At 58.2% G+C, this 20259-nt stretch carries 16 protein-coding genes; 8 read left to right on the top strand and 8 right to left on the bottom strand.

The genetic code is table 11. The annotated features are described in order from the left end of the window. Positions 1–271: 271 nt before the first annotated feature. On the top strand, positions 272–1192 hold the full coding sequence (locus tag AC6I6H_RS02165; RefSeq protein ID WP_497950823.1) for a cation diffusion facilitator family transporter: 921 nt from the start codon (positions 272–274) through the stop codon (positions 1190–1192). Positions 1193–1418: 226 nt separating this feature from the next. Here the strand turns inward: AC6I6H_RS02165 and AC6I6H_RS02160 are convergent, their stop codons facing one another. The 4 genes from AC6I6H_RS02160 to AC6I6H_RS02145 all read right to left on the bottom strand — a co-directional run bounded on the left by AC6I6H_RS02160 (position 1419) and on the right by AC6I6H_RS02145 (position 6735). Further along, entirely contained in the window at positions 1419–2126 is a 708-nt protein-coding gene (locus tag AC6I6H_RS02160) for a glycoside hydrolase family 16 protein (protein ID WP_497950512.1), read from the bottom strand. 20 nt (positions 2127–2146) lie between these two features. Beyond that, positions 2147–4480 (bottom strand): GH36-type glycosyl hydrolase domain-containing protein, encoded by a 2334-nt coding sequence (locus tag AC6I6H_RS02155; RefSeq protein WP_497950510.1) that lies wholly within the window; start codon positions 4478–4480, stop codon positions 2147–2149. A 423-nt stretch (positions 4481–4903) separates the two neighbouring features. Next, positions 4904–5899 (bottom strand): LacI family DNA-binding transcriptional regulator, encoded by a 996-nt coding sequence (locus AC6I6H_RS02150; protein ID WP_497950818.1) that lies wholly within the window; start codon positions 5897–5899, stop codon positions 4904–4906. Positions 5900–6309: 410 nt separating this feature from the next. Beyond that, positions 6310–6735 carry a YhjD family protein gene (locus tag AC6I6H_RS02145; protein WP_497950508.1) on the bottom strand — a complete coding sequence of 142 codons (426 nt, stop codon included), beginning with the start codon at positions 6733–6735 and terminating at the stop codon, positions 6310–6312. A gap of 123 nt (positions 6736–6858) precedes the next feature. Between AC6I6H_RS02145 and AC6I6H_RS02140 the strand changes: the two genes are divergently transcribed. Next, complete coding sequence (locus AC6I6H_RS02140) at positions 6859–7110, top strand: hypothetical protein (RefSeq protein ID WP_497950506.1); 252 nt, start codon at positions 6859–6861, stop codon at positions 7108–7110. A 49-nt stretch (positions 7111–7159) separates the two neighbouring features. Here AC6I6H_RS02140 and AC6I6H_RS02135 read toward each other — a convergent pair whose 3' ends face one another. From AC6I6H_RS02135 to AC6I6H_RS02125, 3 genes are all read right to left on the bottom strand, one after another. Continuing rightward, a complete protein-coding gene (locus tag AC6I6H_RS02135) occupies positions 7160–7576 on the bottom strand; it encodes a YkvA family protein (protein ID WP_497950504.1) in 417 nt (138 codons plus the stop codon). A gap of 151 nt (positions 7577–7727) precedes the next feature. Beyond that, positions 7728–7982, bottom strand: a complete 255-nt coding sequence (locus AC6I6H_RS02130) for a hypothetical protein (protein ID WP_497950502.1) — start codon at positions 7980–7982, stop codon at positions 7728–7730. 842 nt (positions 7983–8824) lie between these two features. Further along, the gene (locus tag AC6I6H_RS02125; RefSeq protein ID WP_497950813.1) at positions 8825–9811 is read right to left on the bottom strand and encodes an NAD(P)/FAD-dependent oxidoreductase; all 987 of its coding nucleotides are present in this window, start codon (positions 9809–9811) and stop codon (positions 8825–8827) included. A 397-nt stretch (positions 9812–10208) separates the two neighbouring features. Between AC6I6H_RS02125 and AC6I6H_RS02120 the strand changes: the two genes are divergently transcribed. The 5 genes from AC6I6H_RS02120 (at position 10209) to AC6I6H_RS02100 (ending at position 15408) form a co-directional block, all read left to right on the top strand. Next, positions 10209–11396, top strand: coding sequence for an NAD(P)/FAD-dependent oxidoreductase (locus AC6I6H_RS02120; protein ID WP_497950500.1), 1188 nt, complete (start codon positions 10209–10211; stop codon positions 11394–11396). A 24-nt stretch (positions 11397–11420) separates the two neighbouring features. After that, on the top strand, positions 11421–11678 hold the full coding sequence (locus AC6I6H_RS02115; RefSeq protein WP_497950498.1) for a hypothetical protein: 258 nt from the start codon (positions 11421–11423) through the stop codon (positions 11676–11678). A gap of 376 nt (positions 11679–12054) precedes the next feature. Then, positions 12055–13140, top strand: coding sequence for a LacI family DNA-binding transcriptional regulator (locus AC6I6H_RS02110; protein WP_497950496.1), 1086 nt, complete (start codon positions 12055–12057; stop codon positions 13138–13140). 99 nt (positions 13141–13239) lie between these two features. Continuing rightward, positions 13240–14178, top strand: a complete 939-nt coding sequence (locus AC6I6H_RS02105) for a glycoside hydrolase family 113 (protein ID WP_497950493.1) — start codon at positions 13240–13242, stop codon at positions 14176–14178. Between the two features lie 18 nt (positions 14179–14196). After that, positions 14197–15408, top strand: a complete 1212-nt coding sequence (locus AC6I6H_RS02100; protein WP_497950491.1) for an AGE family epimerase/isomerase — start codon at positions 14197–14199, stop codon at positions 15406–15408. A gap of 2431 nt (positions 15409–17839) precedes the next feature. Here AC6I6H_RS02100 and hemQ read toward each other — a convergent pair. After that, positions 17840–18586, bottom strand: coding sequence for a hydrogen peroxide-dependent heme synthase (gene hemQ / locus AC6I6H_RS02095; RefSeq protein WP_497950489.1), 747 nt, complete (start codon positions 18584–18586; stop codon positions 17840–17842). Between the two features lie 169 nt (positions 18587–18755). On the opposite strand from hemQ, the gene AC6I6H_RS02090 reads away from it, so the two are divergent. Next, positions 18756–20222, top strand: coding sequence for a replication initiation and membrane attachment family protein (locus tag AC6I6H_RS02090; RefSeq protein ID WP_497950487.1), 1467 nt, complete (start codon positions 18756–18758; stop codon positions 20220–20222). Positions 20223–20259: the final 37 nt, after the last annotated feature.

Genomic DNA, 20259 nt, shown 5'->3' with positions numbered 1-20259 from the left:
CCCACAGAATGTTTCGGCCGGAGGCGGCAATCCGGACACCGATAGACACGTTCACCCCGATACCGGCGGCCTCGGGTACAAAAAGCATGATCGCGAGCCTAGCGGACTCCGCAACGGGCATAGCCACGAGCATAGCCACGGGCATGAACAGGAACACAACCGCAGGAATGAACAGGAACACAGCTACAAGCATAGCCACGGGCATGAACAGGAACACAACCACGGCCATGAAAGCGGACATAGTCACGAGCATGGCCGCAATCACGGCCGCATCTCCGGGCATCACGGCCACAGCCACGCGGGGCATTCGCATCATGCGGACGCCAAAGGAAACAAAACCGGCCTGACCATCGCGCTCATGATCACAGCCGGGATCATGGTGCTGGAGTTTTTCGGAGGGCTGATCACCAACAGCCTTGCCCTGCTGTCCGACAGCGGGCATATGCTGAACGACGCCAGCTCGCTGCTGCTGAGCCTGGTTGCCGTTTGGCTGGCCGCAAAGCCGGCGGCCCCGGGTAAAACCTACGGGTACCACCGGTTTGAGATTCTGGCGGCGCTGCTGAACGGCGTCACTTTGTTCCTGGTCGCGGGCTTTATCATCCGGGAGGCTTACGACCGATTCTTCGAGCCTCTGCCGGTAGCCAGCGGGTCGATGATGCTGATTGCGGCCATCGGACTTTTGGCTAATATCACGAGCGCCTGGTTCCTGATGCGAAAAGGGGACGTAAAGAACAACATGAACCTGCGCAGCGCTTACCTGCATGTTCTGGGGGATGCGCTCGGCTCGGTCGGAGCGATAGTCGCCGGGTTGGTTATGACGGCTTTCGGCTGGTATGTGGCGGACCCGATCATCAGTGTACTCGTCGCCCTTTTGATTTTGCGGGGGGCGTGGGGAATTATCCGGCATGCGGTCCACATCCTGATGGAAGGGACGCCCGCCGCCGTGGACGAGACCGAAGTAAAACGGCTGCTGGAGGGTATCTCGGGGGTCAAGGAGGTTCACGACCTGCACATCTGGACGATTACGTCCGGTCTGGATTCGCTGACCTGCCATCTGCGGATTGAAGACGGCGAGGACGGGCAGCGGATTCTGCAGGAAGCCATCGGCCGGGTTGCCGAACATGCGAACATCACGCATACGACAATCCAGGTAGAAACGGCGGCGAGCCGTCACCCGGCCCTGGCGATTTAAAATCGCCCGGCACATCTTGCCGACCAATATGGACATCCACTTTTCGTTCCCTGCGGAATAAAACACGCAGCGTCAAGAACAGGCAATGGAAGCAGCAGCTCGCCCGAATTGCTTGTTTGTTTGGAGAAACGGGCCGAGGCTTCGTTAACCGAAACCATAAAAGCCTTTTCCTGTTTGCGGACTCAGATGCCGCTCAGGAAAAGGCTTTTTGACGCAAAGACGCGGGTTACGCTTCCGCCCGTTTGTAAACGCGAATGTAATCGACCAGCAGGCGCGCGGGCAGGCTCGCTTTCTTGATGTCGCCGCCCCAGTCTCCGACTTCGGCGGTGACCTTCAGGTAGGAAGGGGCGGTGGAGACGCCGCCGTCCGAGGTGCGCCACGTTTCCTGGCCGTCAATGTAGAAAATGTACTCATCTTCGTTCCATTCCAGGGCAAACGTGTGGAACCCTTCGTAAATGCCCGGGATTTGCACCGCTTTTTCGGTCGTCTTGTGGTGTTCCCCGTACCCGTCCCAATGCAGGGCGTGATTGATCCGGTCGTCCTGCGGATAAGGCGATTCGTAAATGTCGATTTCCGTGCCGTCCCGGCCTTCATCGCCAACCTGGAAAACGGTGTCGGACATCAGCCAGAATGCGGTCCAGAACCCTTCCTCCTTGGGAAGCTGGCAGCGAATTTCATAATAGCCGTAAGCCTGCTCGAATTTGTCCTTGGAGCGGATAGCCCCCGCATGATAGGCCCCGTCACGCTCGCTGACCTGAATGACGAGCTGGCCGTCTTTCACATACGCGTCCTGGCTGGTCCAATACCCGTCCCGGCGGACTCCTTCCGGGCAGTGGGACCATTTGGCCGCGTCCAGCTCCGTGCCCTCGAATGTGTCTTCAAACGTCAGCACCCAGCCCGGTTTTTCCCGCTCGTTTGTTTGTTGGTTGCTCATGTGTCATGTCCTCCTTCTTTTTATGCCCCGCCAATTGCCGCGGTAGCGCCCATTTCGACTTCAATGAGGTGAACTTGTCCGTCTCCCTGGAGCGGAATCGTCATTCCTTCGACCGTACGTCCGTCCATCCGGATGCTTTGGACGCCGGACTGCACGCCTGCTTTGTTGACGATCCGAATGTCATAGACAGCCCCGCGGAAATTCCGCTTGATTCGGCATTCCTCCCAATGTCCGGGAATAACGGGGTTTAGCGTAAAGGAATCGTAGCCGGGGTGAAAGCCCAGCATGTACTGCACCGCCGAGCGGAACATCCAGCCGGCCGTTCCCGTCACCCAGGCAAACATGGTCTGTCCGGCGCGGGGGTTGTCCGGCCCGAAGTACATGTTGGTCAGCGCGTAAGGCTCGCAACCGGAGTGTTCCGAAGGATTCGTCTCGCTGTCGGGCATGATCTTCAGCATGGTTTCGTACGCTTCGTTTCCCCGGCCCAGGCAGCAGTCGGCTACGATTTTAAAGGTGCCCCCGTGGCAGTACGGCGTCCCGTTCTCCCAGATGCCCGGGACAAAACCCGTGAGCCGGCCGATTTCGGGCTTGTAGCTCGTGTAAGTCGGATACAGCGTGAGAGGCCCGTAGGGGGAATCCAGCTGCTCGTCCATGGCCTTGCGGCATTTTTCCGCCCGTTCGCCCTCGGCGATGCCCGCCATGAGCGCCCAGGTTTGGCTGTTCAGGTAGATGCGGCCTTCTTTTTCGGTATGCGAGCCGACCTTTTCCCCCGCGTCGTTGTAGCCCGCCAGGTACCATTCGCCGTCCCAGCCGTTCGCGTTAACGGCCTCCCGGATTTCTTCGGCGCGGCGCACCATTTCCCTGCCGGTTTCTTCTTCTTTTCGCACTTCGACGGCAATTTCCGCCATTTGGTTCAACGCGTAATAGAGCGCGATGGAGGTCCAGACGCTTTCGCCTTTTCCGCCGACGCCGATGCCGTTCAGGGAATCGTTCCAGTCACCGTCATGAGCCCGCACCAACCCGCGCTCCCCGGTGTCTTCCGAAGAATAACGGACGGCGGTCAGCATATGCTCCCATACGGTGGCTTCGCCTTCGTCGAGAAAGGGAACCGGTTCCTCCAAAAAAGCGAAATCGCCCGTTTCCTTCAGATAAGCGTTCACAGTCGGCGCAATCCAGGTCGGCCCGTCGGAATAAATATGCGGGTCGAGCGGGAGCCAGCCCCGGACGCAGCGGCCGTCCCGGTATTGGTACCGGAGGGTTTCCAGAATCTTTTCCCGGGCCAGCTGCGGATTGAAGGACGCGATTGCCCAGGCGTCCTGCAGCTGGTCGCGGAAGCCTTTGCCCGTATCACGGCCCGCCTCGGCGCACAGCTGCACCTGCTGCTTGATCCAGTTGTTCACCAGGTGGTTTACCTTCATGTCCGGCGTCCCGATTTCGATGGTGTCCCGCATCCGCTGCCGCGAGGCAAGCAGCTCGGCGAAGTCGCGTTCGATCCGTCCCGGCGCAAACAGCTTCTCCACGATGCCGCAGGCGGTTTCGGCCGAGTCGGCGGCGCCGATCAGCACCGAGAACCGGTGCGTTTCGCCGGGCGCCAGCGTTATGGTATTTTCCAGAACGCCGACCATGTCCTCGTTGGACGCCAGGCTGTTTCCGCAGCGGCCCCGGACAACCGCCTCCGGCGCGTTCAACTGGCCGTACGTCCCGACAAACGCCTTGCGGCTGCTGTCAAATCCGCTGACGGGCTCGCTCGCCGCGATAAAGCCGTTGAACCAGCCGTGCGTGCGGTCCTGGGTCGTGTTGTGCGCCAGCACGAGGTTGTGTCCGGCGTGATACTCCGCAAACAGGTTGGAGTAATAATTGCTGTAGATTTTGTAGCCGGTAAGAGAAAATTCCGCGAACGAATAAACGCGCAGCCGGCGCTCCCGGTCCGCCCCGTTGTACAGCGAAAGCGTCCAGATTTCCGCAGGGTCTTCCGCGTTGATGAATACCCGGGCTTCCGCCGAAATACCGCCGTACGTGCCCCGGATGCGCGAATAGCCGAGTCCGTGGGTGCAGCGGTAATCCTCCAGCTCCCGGTTGACGGGATACCAGCCGGGATTCCAGAATTCGCCCGTCTCTTCATCCCGGATGTAAAAGTAGCGGGTTCCGTTTTTGATGATGACGGCGCGGCCCTTTCCTTCCGGGTCGATGTACGCAGCAGCGCGGTCGCCGTAGGCGCCCGTCCCGCCGCCCAGCTGGTTGACGCCGGAGAGCAGAAGGGAATTCCACATGTAGTTCATCATCGGACGGGGGAGACGGGGAGTCGTAAAATGAAACTCGGAGCCATCCTCGGAAAAATGGCCAAATCGGCTCATTAGAAAGCCTCCTTCATGATTTTAGGGAACGTTCCCCATCGCGGGCAAAAAAATTTGTCTGCTGCTGGGGGGACTGCCGGATCACCGGACCGGGGCGGTCGGCCGACATGAATGCCCGGTTGGGCTCAACTGGCGGACCAGCGGCAGAAATGCCGGTTGGTGCACCCGGTGGGCGGGATCAGTTGTGAGAATGCCCGGATGGGCGCACCCGGTGAGCTCAGTGGCAGGAATGCCCGGTTTGGCGTACCCGGCGGGCGGGATTAGCGGCGAGATGGACTGTCACGCCCGCACAGTACAGCGCACTAGCAGACTCACCCGGCAATTCTGCTGGCCGAACGGATCGATGCTGCGGGTTTACGCGGCTGCAATTCTGCTCCGTACGCCGTCCAGCCCGCCGCCAATGCTGCCGCCGGCCCTGGGCTGTCAGGTTAGCCGGCGGCAGGTGGCGCCTTCCATCAGCACCGGCCGGAACATGCGGACCGGGTCGTCGGGCAGGGCTCCGGCAATGGCCGCCTCCAGCAGCCCGACGGCCGCCTCCGCTACCTCCGGCAACGGCTGGGCAAGGGACGTCAGCTCGGGTACGACCGGCTTGAAGCTCAGGAGCCCGGCCAGATGGTCGAAGCCGACGATGGAGACGTCCTCGGGAACGCGGCAGCCCTGCCGCTGAAGCGCGTCCATCATCTCGCAGGCGATCAGGTCGTTGAACACAAACAGCGCCGTTGGCCGGTCCGCGAGCTCCAGGAACCGTCCGGCCGCCTGCTTGCCGCAGCCCAGCGTCCCGTCCGTGACGAGAATATGATCCGGCGGGACGTCCAGCTTCCGTTCCCGCATCGCCGCAAGAAAACCGTCCCGCCGGTCGGCCGCCGCCCGGTGCTGGAGGTTGCCCGTCACATGGGCGATCCGGCGGTGCCCCAGGGCGTGAAGATGCCGGACGGCTTCGGCCGCACCCGCATGATTGTCGATCCGGACGTTCGGAATGCGCAGGCGTTCGAAGTAATTTTCGATCACGGCAAAAGGAAACCTCACCGCCATCAAATGCTCGATAACGGGCAGGTCCTCCTCCGCGCTTCCGAACAAAAGAACCCCGTCCGCCGCCCCGCCCATGAAATAGCGGATGTAATGGCTTTTGTTGACCGGGTCCGAACCGCAGCTGCAAAAAACGAGCCGGTACCCGCGCTCCGCAGCTTTGCGCTCCAGCTGTTCCGCCAGCTCCATGTACAGAGGGGAGTGGAAGGAGTCGTACACGACGCCGATGACGCCTGTCTTGCTCGTGACCAGGCTCCGCGCGGCGATGTTTGGCGTATACCGCAGCTCGGCCGCCGCCGCAAGCACCCGTTTTCGGGTTTCGGCATGCACGCCGTACTGCTGATTCAGCACTTTTGACACCGTTGTCTTGGAGACTCCGGCGCGTTTGGCAATATCCAGAATGCTGGCGATCGGCCACCGCTCCTTTCTTCGTTTCCCCGCGATGGGGAACGTTCCCTAACGCTAATTTAGCGCAGCTTTTCCAAAAGCACAAGCTTATTCGCAAAAAACGTCGGGGCCTTCGCCGACGGTATGAAGTACGGCTCCGCATAAGCGCGATCCGGCAAGAGCCAAAAGGCAAACTGGGTGAAACGCGGAATGCGCCAAAAACCGAGACCGGTGAAAGGCGAGGAATGACAAAAGGCGAGATCGGGTGAAAGGCGAGGACTCGGCAAAAAGTGAGAGCGGACGAAAGAAGCAGATTCGGCATAAAGCGGGACAGGGCAAAGACCCCCGCAAACGCGTGTATCGGCGGGCCCGAGATCAGACCGGACGACGGCGCGGAACCGGCAGAGGCCGCGCCCTTACCGGCCGATCAGCAGATCCAGGTAGGCGTCCAGCCGCTCCTCCACCTCGATCTGCACCCGCTCCCAACTGAGAAACATGCGATCCGAATACCCTTTGTATACGTAGAGCATGCGGATGCCGAGCCGGTCCTTGGACTCCAAGTAGACGCGGATTTCGCGGCGGCGCAGCTCCCGTTTGACCTTGACCAGATCCGCATGGACGCAATCCATAGCTTTTTGCAGCAGTTCCAAGTATACTTTTTTCAGGCGCATTTCGTCCCGGTCGAACCGTTTTCGGTTGCGTTCGATGACCGTCAGGGCGATGGGCAGCAGGACCGATTCCTTGATCAGAAGCCGGTCCGTCGTATCGAGAAGGCCTGGCGTCCGGAAGGACGGGGGCTGCAGCAGAGAGGACAACCCCGGAGCAAAAGGGATTTCTGCCACGTGAGGACCTCCTTTGCGGATTAAAATAGGGAACGTTTGTTCTTATTTTATGCAAAACTTATTATACAATGCGCCAAGCGGCGAAACAATCGGCAACAATTTCAAACAGGAGGGAAACGCAGGGTGCAAAAATTTTCGGACGGGCTGTTTACCGTTTCCATGATTCTTTTGATCATTTCGTTTCTGGCGGCGGGGTTCGGAGTTCCGGCTTCGATTCTGCGGCGGGGAGACGTCCGGTCGGAGGAAGGCGTGACGGAGCGGACGCGTCAAAAGTACGGCAAACAGGATGATGCCCTCAGCAAAGTATGGAAGTCGAAGCTGTTTTGGATTTCCGTGGCGGGAATCGCCATTTCCATCGGGTTGAGCTATTTGTAATCAATCGCAAAAAAGCGGCCGAAGCGGCCGCTTTTGTTATGCGCAGACGTTACCGGGGATCGGGGGACGGCTCGGGAGAAACGGTTTTTCGCCCCTTTGCCCAGGCTTCCGCCTTGCTCCGGTGCTCGTCCGTTACCCGGCTGGCAAGGGTTTTGATCGCGCCCGCCAAAATCGCGGCGTCGTCCGTCCACCCGGCCAGCACAAGGAAGTCCGGAATAACGTCAATCGGCAGAATGAAATAGGCGAGCCCGGCAAACGCCACGGCCTTCGCCCATTTTGGCGTTTTGGGATCGATGGCGCAGTAGTAGATCGCCACGGCGTCCAGCAAAAAGGGGATTTTCGCGGCGTTGGCCTTCACTTTGTCCCAAAAATGCCGCTGGACGTATTCTTCGTCGGTTTGATCGGGCTTGCGGGCAAGGCGAACCTCTTCCTTTGCTTTCATGGCGCACCCCTTTCTTTTGGTCATCCGAATAATTGCCTTCTTCTTTCTTTTACACGCGGCCCGTGCGGGAGAAACAGCGCGGCCCGGCGCTCCGGCCCTCGGCAGAGGGGCAGCGGAAAGCGCATGGGAGAGGGCGGACGGCGGACGGAGGACGAGGGCGGCGGAAAGCAACCCTTTACGGCCCTGGAATTTCTTTTACAGCCAGGACGAACGAACGCCGGCAGGCCGGGCAGTGGGCGGTATGCAGGCAGACGTGCTCCGCCAGATCGGGATACCCGTTGGTGGCCGACACGTCGTCGATCGGCCGGTATGGCGAGTAGGGGCCGAACGTGTCGTTCAGCCGGCCCCGGTCTTCGGTCGGCCCGCCGCAAGCGGGGCACTCGGCCGCAAGCGTGCGCAGCCCGTTGCAAACGGGACAAATACCGGACATCGGCACCGCTCCTTTCGGGAGGTTTTTCCTTACCGAAAGTTTACCCCAAAAGCCCGGCGGGCAAGCAGACGACGGAAGCGGTTCATGCCCCGGCGGGGCGTACGCGCGGAGTGGGTGGGGCGGAGGAGGCCGCCATGGCGTAGGTGCACGTGTGGTACGCTGGAGCGGAAGCGGTCCGCACTCGGCGTGGGCGTACGCGCGGAGTGGGTGGGGCGAGGGGGCCGCCATGGCGTGGGTGCACGTTGTGGTACGCTGGAGCGGAAGCGGTCCGCACTCGGCGTGGGCGAGCGCGGTGCGGCTGTGAAGCAAAAGCGGCCCATTCTTCAGCGCAGGTAATCCGAAGGGTAGCTGCGGATGCAGGAGCTGGTTAACGCGCCTGCCCGGGGGCGGATAACAAACGAGGCTGTCAAAAGTCAAAATTGACTTAAGACAGCCTCGTTTTTTGCTTGCTTCCCTTTTTGCAGAGCTCGTTTTTGCCAAGGGGATGCCCTAACGGTTGCCACAGGGCTTATTCCCGGCAAAATCGCCGTTTTTTTGCGCTAACGGTTGCCACAGCGCTTATTTGGGGAAAAAGGGGGCGGTAACAGGCAAAAAAGCCAAAATAAGCTCCGTGGCAACCGTTACATTTCGCACCCGCCCTTTTTCGGGCAAATAGCCTCTGTGGCAACCGTTAGCCCGCCGCCGCCATGCCCTGCCGCAGATACCACAAAAAACAACAGGGGAGTCAATCCTTTAAACCGCCCGGAGGGGGACCGGTGAGCCGTCCGGAGGGGTGGGCGGGCCGGCCCAGGCATTCCGCGCCTTCGTCTCCTCCGACTCCCCCGCGTCTCCACCGCCTACGTTCAGCGTTTCATGTTGCTGCTGTGACCGGGCGAAAGCTTGGCGGACGGGTCGATGTACACCTTGGCGTTATTGATCGCCGTTGGCGCTTCGCCGAAGCCGACCGCGATCAGCTTCAGCTTGCCGGGGTAGGTGGTAATGTCGCCGGCTCCGAAGATGCCGGGAATGCTCGTTTCCATACGCGAATCGACCACGACGGAGTGGTCCTCGATTTCGAGGCCCCATTCCGAGATCGGGCCGAGGGAGGAAACAAAGCCGAAGTTCACGATGACGTCATCCACTTCAACCTCGGTTTCTTCGCCGGTTTTGATGTGCTTCAGGACGACGGCTTCGATCTTGCCCTCGCCGCGCAGGGCGGAGATTTCCGTCGGGGTGACCACCTCCACCTTGGAGGCCATCAGGTTGGCTACGCTGTGCTCGTGCGCGCGGAACTTGTCGCGGCGGTGAATCAGCGTCACCTTCTCCGCGATTGGCTCCAGCATGAGCGCCCAGTCCACGGCGGAGTCGCCGCCGCCGCTGATCAGCACTTTTTTGCCGCTGAAGGAGTTGAGATCTTTTACGAAGTAGTGCAGGTTGCTCTTCTCGAAGCCCAGCGCTTCGTTCAGCTCCAGCCGGCGCGGCTCGAACGCTCCGACTCCGGCCGTGATAATCACCGTGCGGCTCCGGTGAACCGTCTTGTTGGTGGTGATTTCAAATAACCGCTCTTCTTTCTTTTCGACGAGCAGCACTTTCTCCTCCAGGCAGGTTTGCACCGGGAAGTGGTTCATTTGCTCCTTCAGGTTGTCAACCAGCTCCTGGCCGCGCACGCGCGGGAAGCCTGCGACGTCGTAGATGTATTTTTCCGGGTACAGCGCAGCCAGCTGGCCGCCGAGCTGGGGCATGCTTTCGATAATCTTCACCGAAGCCTGCCGCATTCCCGCATAAAAGGCCGCAAACATCCCGATCGGCCCCCCGCCGATAATCGCGATGTCGACCAATTCCGTGTCCAATTGCTCGTTGTTCACTTTTCCAAAGCACCTCCGATAACGTCTGCCGATTCTTCTTTTTCATTATAATACATCCGGCCGATGAAAAGAAAACAGGTTTGAAATTTGTCTGTGAAAGTGATCACAAAGATGCGATATTTTCGTGGCGGTTGTTTGCGAACGCGCGTTAAAACGGGTATGATGAGGGTGGGAAAAGACTTGCTATTTTCGGGTTCAGGGGATATCATTTTTAGGATTGGGTAAGTCGGACCGCAAAATGGAAGTTCTAGACAACCGGAAAACCGGACGGAGTGGAAACCAAGACATCGGGATACCGGCTTCAGATGTGGCGTTTTTCACATCTTTTTTGGCAAGGACGGATATCCTTATAAACTATAGAAACGATGGAAGGGATCGAGAGATGAGCCGTATACCAAGGATCGTCATACTGGGTGCAGGGTACGGAGGAGTTGTGACTGCCATCCGGTTGCAGAAGCACTTAAACTACAATGAAGCGGATGTTACGCTTGTCAACAAACATGATTACCATTATATAACGACTCATTTGCATATGCCTGCGGCGGGGACGGATTCCCCGGAAAACGCACGCGTGGAGATCTCCAAGCTGATCGACGAGTTCAAAATCGATTTCGTCAAATCGACGGTGGCGCAAATCCGTCCGCAGGACAAAAAGGTCATCATGGAAGACAGCACCCTGTCGTACGATTACCTGGTGGTCGGGCTCGGCGGGGAGCCGGAGACGTTTGGCATTCCGGGGCTGAAGGACAATTCGCTCAGCATCCGCAGCCTGAACAGCGTCCGGTACATCCGCGAGCACATCGAGTTCCAGTTTGCAAAATTCAAGCAGGAACCGCACCGGACCGATTACCTGACGTTTGTGGTCGGCGGCGCGGGCTTCACCGGCATTGAGTTTCTGGGCGAGCTGGCGAACCGCCTGCCCAAGCTGTGCAAGGAGTTTGACGTCGATCCCTCCCTCGTGAAGATCATCAACGTCGAGGCGGCTCCGACCGCTCTGCCGGGCTTTGATCCCGAGCTGGTCGAGTACGCCACCGAATCGCTGAAGGCCAGGGGGGTCGTTTTCCGCCTGGCGACCGCGATCAAGGAATGCACCGAGGACGGCGTCATCCTGGCGAACGGCGAATCGATCAAAGCGGGTACGGTCGTCTGGACCGGCGGCATCCGGGGCAACCGGATTCTGGAGGAAGCGGGCTTCGAGACGATGCGCGGCCGCGTCGTGGTCGACGCCCACCTGCGCACCAAGGAATACGACAACGTCTACGTGCTCGGCGACTGCTCGATCGTGCTGAACGAGCAGGGCAAGCCTTACCCGCCGACGGCGCAAATTTCGATTCAGCAGGCTGAGGTGTGTTCGCACAATCTGATCGCGACCATCCGCAACACGCCGCTGAAGGAATTCAAGTTTTCCAACAAGGGAACGGTGGCTTCGCTCGGCAAAGGCGACGCGGTCGGCATTGTCGGCAGCAAGAAAATCAAGGGCCACACGGCGGCGCTGATGAAGAAAGCCATCGACGTGCGTTACCTGTACATTATCGGGGGCCTTCCCCTCGTGGTCAAAAAAGGCTTGTAGAAGCGCGAACGGAGGACCAAGCCGATGCGGCATTGCAGCGTGCAGGTCAGAGGGCTTCTGACCCGCGAAGAACTGGACCGGTACAACGCGTTGATGGAGGTCGGGCATTACCTGGAAAGCCAGGAGCGCCGCGACCTGTCCTATATCGTGCAAAAAGAAATCGACATCCTGATTCTTCCCGCCATTGAGCGCCTGAAGGAGAAGGGCCGCAAAAGGGACCGGGCCGACGAAGAGTATCTGGCTTCGCTCCGGGCCGCCGCGGAGGACTCCGGCGACGAATAGGCTGCGCCGCGTGCTTCGCGATATCCGGCAGCGGCTCCCGAACGAAAGAAAAGTAAACCGTCACGCATCCGGCGCAAGCCGGGGCGGACGGTTTTTTGCTATGCGGAAAATCCGCCATTTCCGGGCGCGGCGCTGCGGTAAAAACCGGATGTCCGGGGCAGAGTAAAAGCGGAAACAACGGTTTGCAGCCGGGAACCGGGGGGTTCAAAAAATCGCTTTCAATCTCCGGTTTTCAAAGGGGCTTTGGCATGGTACACTGTCGTTAGGCAAACGTTAGCGAAGGTGTCCAATACGGCGTATCCCTTTGTGATACGTTTCGCCGGTAAACCGAATTTATAGGGATTGCCAGGCGGCGATCCGGCAAAAAGGTGACCTTATGGCCAAAAAAGTAACCATGCAGCAAATCGCCGCGCATCTCGGCGTTTCCAAATACGTGGTCTCCAAATCGCTTTCCGGGAAGCCGGGCGTCAGTACGGCTACGCGGGAACGGGTGCTTCAGATGGCGGCCCGGCTCGGGTATTACGCGAACAAGGGGACTTCAGCCGGCAGCGCGAAGCCGGAAGCATTTGAGGATGGAGCGAGCCCCGCGGAAAAGCGGACGGTGATTGTGCTGATGTCGAACATCCGCTTCCAGACACGCAACAACGTCTACTGGGGGCGCGTGCTGGAGGGGATTTCGCTCAAGCTGGAGGAAAAACGGCTGAACATGGTGATCGTAACCGAGCAGCGCGAGCAGGTGCTGAACCTTTTCAACACGGAAGGGGTGCTCGGGGTAATCGGGGTCGGGTACGCGCCTACCGCGATGCTGCTGGACATTCACCGGGCGGGGCTGCCGCTCGTGCTGCTCGATCACGACGACCCGCTCGTTCCGGCCGACTCCCTGTTCGTCAACAATTTTGACTGCATGGCCCGCATGACCTCGCATTTGATCGGGCTTGGCCACCGTTCCTTCAAGTTTGTCGGCTCGATCCAGTTCGCCACCAGCTTTTTTCAGCGTTGGATCGGGTTCCGCATGACCCTGGAGGAGAACGGGCTGGACCCGGTGCGGGAGGACAAAATCGCTTACCTGCCCCGGGCGGAGCGGCGTCAGCACGAGGAAGAGATTGATGCGTGGGTGACCAAGACGCTGAAAAACGGTGAAATGCCGAGCGCTTTGGTATGCGCCAACGACGACATCGCCCTCATGATGATGAACAGCCTGAAGGCTGCCGGCATGCGCATTCCCGAGGACGTTTCCGTGACCGGGTTCGACAACATTGAAGACACTTATTCCTCCGAGCCCGGCCTCAGCACCGTCAATGTCCCGAAGGAGGCGCTTGGCCGCCGTTCGGTCGAATTGCTGCTTTGGCGGTATGCCAACCCGTCCGAGCCGTACGTCAAGTATTTGGTATCGGGCGAGATGATTCTCCGCGATTCGGTCGGCAAGCCGGCGGAGACGCGCAAAACCAGAAAAAACGGGTGACCCTTTCCTCCGGCCGGGCGTCCGTCCGCTGATAACGGCGGCGGCATCCCCGATGGACAGGCGATTTCCAAGACAACACGAACCGACAGGAGGCAAACCATGACCATTCAACAAGAGAAGTTTCACGGCATGACCTGGGGCTGGGTTGGCACACGCGGCACCTGGACCGGCCCGGACGCGGAAGCGTCGATGGACAAAATGGCCGCTCTCGGCGTCAACTGGGTTACGCTGGCGCTGGCGGCGCTCCAGGACCATCCGCATGCGACGGTCATCCGCTTCCGGGAGAAGCCGACCGTGACCGACGAGGAAGTGCGCGGAGCCATCCGGAACGCCAGGGAACGCGGCCTTAAAATCTGCCTCAAGCCGGTCGTTAACTGCGCGGACGGCACGTGGCGGGCGCACATCAACTTTTTCGACGAGGAAGTGCCCGGCGAGCCCTCCTGGGCCCAATGGTTCGCCTCCTACACGGAATTCATTCTCCACTATGCGAAGATCGCGGAGCAGGAAAACTGCGAGATGTTCTGCATTGGCTGCGAAATGGTGCAGACCGACAAGCGGGAGCAGGAATGGCGCGAGCTGATCCGCCGGGTGCGCGAGGTTTACAGCGGCCCCATCACGTACAACTGCGACAAATACCAGGAGGACCGGGTGAAGTGGTGGGACGCGGTGGACTTGATTTCCGCGAGCGGGTACTACCCGACCGGCGGCTGGGAGCCCCAGCTGGACCGGATCGAAAACGTCGTGAAAACGTACGGAAAGCCGTTCCTGTTCATGGAAACCGGCTGTCCGAGCCGGGGCGGGTCGGGCAAGTTCCCGAACGACTGGTCGCATGAAGGCCCGCCGAGCGAGGAGGAGCAGGACGCGTTTTACGCCTCCATGTTCGAAGCCTGCGCGAAGCGCAGCTGGGTACAGGGCTACATGCTGTGGGACTGGCCCGCGAAGCTTTACCCCGCCGAGGAAGGCCCCGGCCACGACGGATACTGCATGTACGGCAAGAAGGCCGAGCAGCGGATCAAAGCATTTTACACACAGGGATAACAAACGGAGGGAACCGACATGAGCGTGAACGAACGCGCAATTCAGCTGAAAAAGGACATGGAACAGGAATTCCGCAACATTTTGAGCTTCTGGGAAACCCATACCCCCGATACGGAAAAAGGCGGCTTCTTCGGCGCCATCGCCGACAACATGGAAGTGCTGAAGGAAGCGGACCGCGGTCTCGTGCTGAACGCCCGCATCCTTTGGACCTTTTCCACGGCGTACCGCGCCTTCGGCGATCAGAACTATTTGGCGCAGGCCGAACGGGCCTTCGACTACCTGAAAACCTACTTCTGGGACAAAGAAAACGGCGGCTGGTACTGGATGGTCGACCACAACGGCAACAAGGTGCAGGACAAGAAGCAGGTGTACGGGCAGGCGTTTGTCATCTACGCGCTCACCGAATTCCATCGTGCGAAGCCGAATGAGGAAGCGCTCAAATACGCGATCGACACCTTCAACCTGCTGGAAAAATACGCCTACGACAAAGAAAACAAAGGCTATTTTGAAGCGTTCGCCGGCGACTGGAGCCCGACGCAGGACTTCAGCCTGAGCACGAAGGACCTGAACGAGAAGAAATCGATGAACACGCATCTGCACGTGATGGAAGCCTACACGAATCTGCTGCGGGTTTGGGATTCGGAGCAGCTGAAGCGCAGCCAGGGCGAACTGATCGACGTAACCCTCGATCGCATCGTCAACCAGGAAAACGGCCACTTCCTGCTGTTCTTCGACGAGTTCTGGACGATCAAGTCCGAGGAAATTTCCTATGGCCACGACATTGAAGGCAGCTGGCTTCTGCTGGAGGCTGCCGAGGTGCTGGGCGACGAGTCCCGCCTGCCCCGCGTCAAGGAAACGGCGATCCTGATGGCGAAGGCCACGCTGGAAGAAGGCGTGGACGAAGACGGCGGCCTGCTGAACGAAGGCGGCCCGCACGGCCTGACCGATACGAACAAGGACTGGTGGCCGCAGGCCGAAGCCGTTGTCGGCTTCCTGAACGCCTACCAGATGACCGGCGACGAAGCGTACTTCAATGCCGCCGAGCGGAGCTGGCAGTTCATCGACCGGGTTATGCTGGACAAGGAAAACGGCGAATGGTTCGGCAAAGTATCCCGCGAGGGCGTTCCGTACCGCACGGAAATGAAGGTCGACGCCTGGAAATGCCCGTACCACAACGGGCGCGCCTGCCTGGAGGTTATGGAGCGGGTGGAAAAGCTGGTGCACGCGTAAGCGGCACGTAAACGAAAAATCGGCGGGGCGCGGTTGACGCGCTCCGCCGATTTTTTTTGCGGCCGGGGGTGGTTTCAGCCGAGGTGCCGCACATGGGGGTAGCCTTGGGGGACAGGACCGGGCGGACTGGCGGACCGGGCGGACCAGGCGGACCAGGCGGACTGGCGGACCAGGCGGACTGGCGGACCGGGCGGACTGGCGGACCAGGCGGACCAGGCGGACCAGGCGGACCAGGCGAACTGGCGGACCAGGCTGAAAAAGCGGGCAGCGTCTGAAGGCGGTTGGGAAGGCGGGAGTGCTGTGTCGGAAACCGGCTGAACCCTGTAGTGTTTCAGGGGGCTGCCGGGCGATGACTGGCGCTAGATAGCGGTCGGGAGGGCGGAGTGCGGGCGGACTGAGCTCTGAGAGTACAGGAAGGCGGGAGTACTGGATAGGGCGGACTGGTAGGGAAGGAGGAACGGGCGGACCAAGCGGATAACGTCTGAAGGCGATCGGGAGGGAGGATCGCGCGCTGGCTGACCCCATACAGCGCTGGGAATACAGCTTGATTACGGGCCGTACGGAGAGCAACAGGAAGTAGGCATGTGTGGTTTGCTTTCAGTTGGAAGTGAGATTTGTGCGCGGAGTGACATGATACTGGTCGGTGTACCGGCTTTGCGCATGAACTTTCCGCGATGCAAATGTGGCTTCAGCAAGTCGTGGTATGGCGGGGATACCAATGGGGCTTTCGCAAATTGCGGTGTAGTGGGGATGCCGGGTAGCCGCCATCGGGGGGGGTAAAATATGAATAAGTACCAAAAGGCAACTATTTTGCCGTAAAAAAGCGATATAAAGAGAAATAGGTACATAGAAGCAACTATTTTGCCGTAAAAAAGCGATATAAAGAGAAATAGGTACATAGAAGCAACTATTTTGCCGTAAAAAAGCGATATAAAGAGAAATAGGTACATAGAAGCAACTATTTTGCCGTAAAAAAGCGATATAAAGAGAAATAGGTACATAGAAGCAACTATTTTGCCGTAAAAAAGCGATATAAAGAGAAATAGGTACATAGAAGCAACTATTTTGCCGTAAAAAAGCGATATAAAGAGAAATAGGTACATAGAAGCAACTATTTTGCCGTAAAAAAGCGATATAAAGAGAAATAGGTACATAGAAGCAACTATTTTGCCGTAAAAAAGCGATATAAAGAGAAATAGGTACATAGAAGCAACTATTTTGCCGTAAAAAAGCGATATAAAGAGAAATAGGTACATAGAAGCAACTATTTTGCCGTAAAAAAGCGATATAAAGAGAAATAGGTACATAGAAGCAACTATTTTGCCGTAAAAAAGCGATATAAAGAGAAATAGGTACATAGAAGCAACTATTTTGCCGTAAAAAAGCGATATAAAGAGAAATAGGTACATAGAAGCAACTATTTTGCCGTAAAAAAGCGATATAAAGAGAAATAGGTACATAGAAGCAACTATTTTGCCGTAAAAAAGCGATATAAAGAGAAATAGGTACATAGAAGCAACTATTTTGCCGTAAAAAAGCGATATAAAGAGAAATAGGTACATAGAAGCAACTATTTTGCCGTAAAAAAGCGATATAAAGAGAAATAGGTACATAGAAGCAACTATTTTCCGTAAAATCGGCTAAAATGACCCTTTTTCATGAAAATAGGTGCTCCATAGTGCTTATTTCTATTCCAAGGTCCATTTATGGGAAAATAAGTGCGGGTTTGCATCTATTTCCCATAGAAGCTCTGGCTCTAGTCTTATTGCGCATAAAAGGGTTTTTGGCGAGCCTTATGAGCCGACCTAACGGGCCGATTTAACGGGGAAACTCTCATGATCCAAAACCCGTTCCGCCATTCTGCGTTGTCAGGGTTCCTTGCGACGGCTTCGGGGGTGTGATGCAGAACGGTGCGTGCTCCTCAAGTCGAGCATCCAAGGATTTCATTCGCATGCATATACAAACACGCTTCCTCAAGCAAACGGAAGCGTGCTTTTGCAGCGTCAGGAAACTCCCAAAGCCGAAGTGGAGATAGTGAAGCGGCAGCAAGCAGGGTTCATGCAACTGTGCTGAGTAGCGGCAGCAAATCGCATGCCTAAGGTCGGCCCACGCACAGCGCGAAGCGTCGGCAGAGCGCAAGCTGAAGCCGGTCCGCGTACCCGCCGGGCGGNAGCGTCGGCAGAGCGCAAGCTGAAGCCGGTCTGCGTTACCGCCGGGCGGCGGGGCCTATGCCCTGAGCCGATCACAGCGCGAAGCGTCGGCAGAGCGCAAGCTGAAGCCGGTCCGCGCTACCGCCGGGCGGTGTGGCCCATGGCCCAGCCGGTCCACGCACGGCGCGAAGCGGCGGCTAACCGCATGCCCCACCATGGCCATGCGGTCAGCCCTCTAATGCCGGCCGACGCCCCGAAGTCTTACCTCCCGGGCTGGCGGATTAAACGCGGAGCGTTTCGGCCAGGCGTTCGGGCGCGAGGCGGTTGCCGACGAAAAATTCGCCGAAATCGCCGTACCGGGCGCTGACTTCGTCAAACCGCATTTCGTACACGAGTTTTTTGAAATGAAGCGGATCGTCCGAGAACAGCGTCACGCCCCATTCCCAGTCGTCGAAACCGACCGAGCCGGAGATGATCTGCTTCACCTTACCGGCGTAGCTCCGGCCGATCCGGCCGTGGCTGCGCATCATTGTCCGGCGTTCCTCCATGCTGAGCATATACCAGTTGTCGCCGCCCTGGCGGCGTTTGTTCATGGGGTAGAAGCAGAGATGCTTCGCCTCCGGCAGCTCCGGCTTGAGCCGGGCCAGTATTTCCGGGTCTTCCATCGGATCGGTGCCGGGTTTGGACATGTAGCTGCTCAATTCGACAATCGAGACATACGAATAAGACGGCAGCGTATGCTCGGCAAATTTGGTTTTGTTGAAGGCGGTTTCGACCGCTTCCAGCTCCTCCATCGTCTCCCGGAGATGCATGAAGACAAAGTCGGCTTTTTGCCCGACGATGCTGTACAGGACGGTGCTGCCTTCTTTCCGGGCGCTTAGCTCCTGCCATTCGGTCCAAAGCCCCTGCAATTCGTCAAGCGCCCGCGCGCGCTCGTCGTCGGATGCGTATTTCCAGGAAGTCCAGTTGATCGTGCGGAAATCGTGCAGCACATACCAGCCTTCCAATGTCTGAACGGCTTCATTCATCGGTTACAACTCCTTGGTTTCGTCGTTGGGCTTTCTTCCTTGTATTGTAACGCAACGCACAAGAGCGGAGCAAACGGGGTGTATTTTTTGCCGACGGGACTCCCGGGCGTGTCGTTTTCTGTGGTAGAATGATAGAACGGGAACTTCCCGAAGGATGGAGTCTAGTATCATGCGCATTACCAACATGCTTCATTTTACGGAAAATCATCGCTTTTGCGTTTACCGGGATTTTGCGCTCGGCGGACTCGATTATAAAATGCTCACCAAAATGTACCAGCCGATGGTCGGAGCGTTTGCGATCGGGATTTATTCGACCTTTTACCAGCAGCTTGCCGGGGACCGGGTCGGATTTTCGCCTCTGGAGCAGCAGCGGGCGCTTTTTTTGTCGCTTGATCTGGAGCCGGGGGAACGCGGCCGCAAAATCTTTGTCGAACAAACGTCGCGCCTGGAGGCGGTCGGCCTGCTGCAGACGACGCGGCGGTTTTTGCCGGACAGCGAAGATTACGTCTATGAATATCAGCTCCTTCAGCCCTTGTCGCCCACGGAATTTTTCCGCAACCAGCATTTGACTTACCTGCTTCGGGACAAGGTCGGCAAATATGCGCTGCTTTTTCTGAAGGACGAGCTGATTGCCGGGGAACCGGAAGGCTTTACAGAGGCGAACGGGGAAAACCTGTCCGTTCCGTTCTATGAGCTTTTCCGTCTCAACACCCAGGTGTTCGATCATGAGCTGGAGCTCGGCTTCGGAGAAAGCGCGGCGGCCCGCGACCTGCGGGCAAAGCCGGATTTTACCTCCAAAGGCTTTGCGTACGCCGATATCATCACGCGTTTTCCGCGCGAGTCCCGCAACCGGGAATACGTGGAGGCGCTGAAATACCGGCAGGATCAGCTGGTTGAGATCAATCTGATCGCCAAGAAATACGAGCTTTCGCTGCAGGAAACATGCCGGCTGCTGGACGAGGATTCCGTTTTCGACGAGGACGGGAATCTGCTCCGCGACGCGCTGCAGTACAAAGCCAACCTTCATTTCCGCCAGGCCAAAAAACGCGACGAGCAGGCCGAGCGGTTTGTCGGCAAGGTCGTGCCGCTGCATCCGGACGAAGAGAAGGAAACGGAGGAAAAGCCGGTCGAAATGCAGTATTACCTGGAGGTGCCGGTCATTTTCCAGGGCCAATGCGACGAGCACCAGTACAACATGATCATGCGCAACGATCCGTACACCAAGGTGCTGAAACGCTTTTTCTCGCAGGGCAGCGTGCCTGATGGCATTCTGGATGTTTTTCAGAAAATCGACCTGAACTACAAGCTGCCGGAGGAAGTGATCAACGTCCTGATCCATTTCATTCACACCGAGCGGCGTTCCTGGTCCAAGTCGTCCATTGAAACCGTTGCTTCGGACATGCTCGGCAAACAGGTCGGCACCTACGAGCAAGCGGTGGAATACATTCGCGAACGCGTGAAATACAAGGAGCGCAAGGAAGCGTCCTCGAAGACGGCTTCGGGCCGGAGCGGCGCCCGCAAGGGCAAGCAGAAGCCGCCGCTGCCCACGATGGCAAGCGCGCCTGCCAAAACCGTGACCCCCGAGGAGTTTGAAGAAATGTGGAAAAGGGCGGAACGGCTCGACGGCAAATCCTGACGGACTGCCCGCCGCGCCGCCTTGAAAGGAGGACCCG

The sequence above is a fragment of the Gorillibacterium sp. sgz306347 genome, from assembly GCF_059735245.1.
The sequence above is the reverse complement of the archived record's forward strand: the minus strand, read 5'-3'. Positions and strand labels throughout refer to the sequence as shown.

Bases quoted from the DNA above. Each gene is read 5' to 3' on its own strand.
- AC6I6H_RS02160 (WP_497950512.1), bottom strand. From the start codon at position 2,126: ATGAGCAACCAACAAACAAACGAGCGGGAAAAACCGGGCTGGGTGCTG.
- AC6I6H_RS02155 (WP_497950510.1), bottom strand. From the start codon at position 4,480: ATGAGCCGATTTGGCCATTTTTCCGAGGATGGCTCCGAGTTTCATTTT.
- AC6I6H_RS02135 (WP_497950504.1), bottom strand. From the start codon at position 7,576: ATGACCAAAAGAAAGGGGTGCGCCATGAAAGCAAAGGAAGAGGTTCGC.
- AC6I6H_RS02130 (WP_497950502.1), bottom strand. From the start codon at position 7,982: ATGTCCGGTATTTGTCCCGTTTGCAACGGGCTGCGCACGCTTGCGGCC.
- AC6I6H_RS02120 (WP_497950500.1), top strand. From the start codon at position 10,209: ATGAGCCGTATACCAAGGATCGTCATACTGGGTGCAGGGTACGGAGGA.
- AC6I6H_RS02115 (WP_497950498.1), top strand. From the start codon at position 11,421: ATGCGGCATTGCAGCGTGCAGGTCAGAGGGCTTCTGACCCGCGAAGAA.
- AC6I6H_RS02110 (WP_497950496.1), top strand. From the start codon at position 12,055: ATGGCCAAAAAAGTAACCATGCAGCAAATCGCCGCGCATCTCGGCGTT.
- AC6I6H_RS02105 (WP_497950493.1), top strand. From the start codon at position 13,240: ATGACCATTCAACAAGAGAAGTTTCACGGCATGACCTGGGGCTGGGTT.
- AC6I6H_RS02100 (WP_497950491.1), top strand. From the start codon at position 14,197: ATGAGCGTGAACGAACGCGCAATTCAGCTGAAAAAGGACATGGAACAG.
- hemQ (WP_497950489.1), bottom strand. From the start codon at position 18,586: ATGAATGAAGCCGTTCAGACATTGGAAGGCTGGTATGTGCTGCACGAT.
- AC6I6H_RS02090 (WP_497950487.1), top strand. From the start codon at position 18,756: ATGCGCATTACCAACATGCTTCATTTTACGGAAAATCATCGCTTTTGC.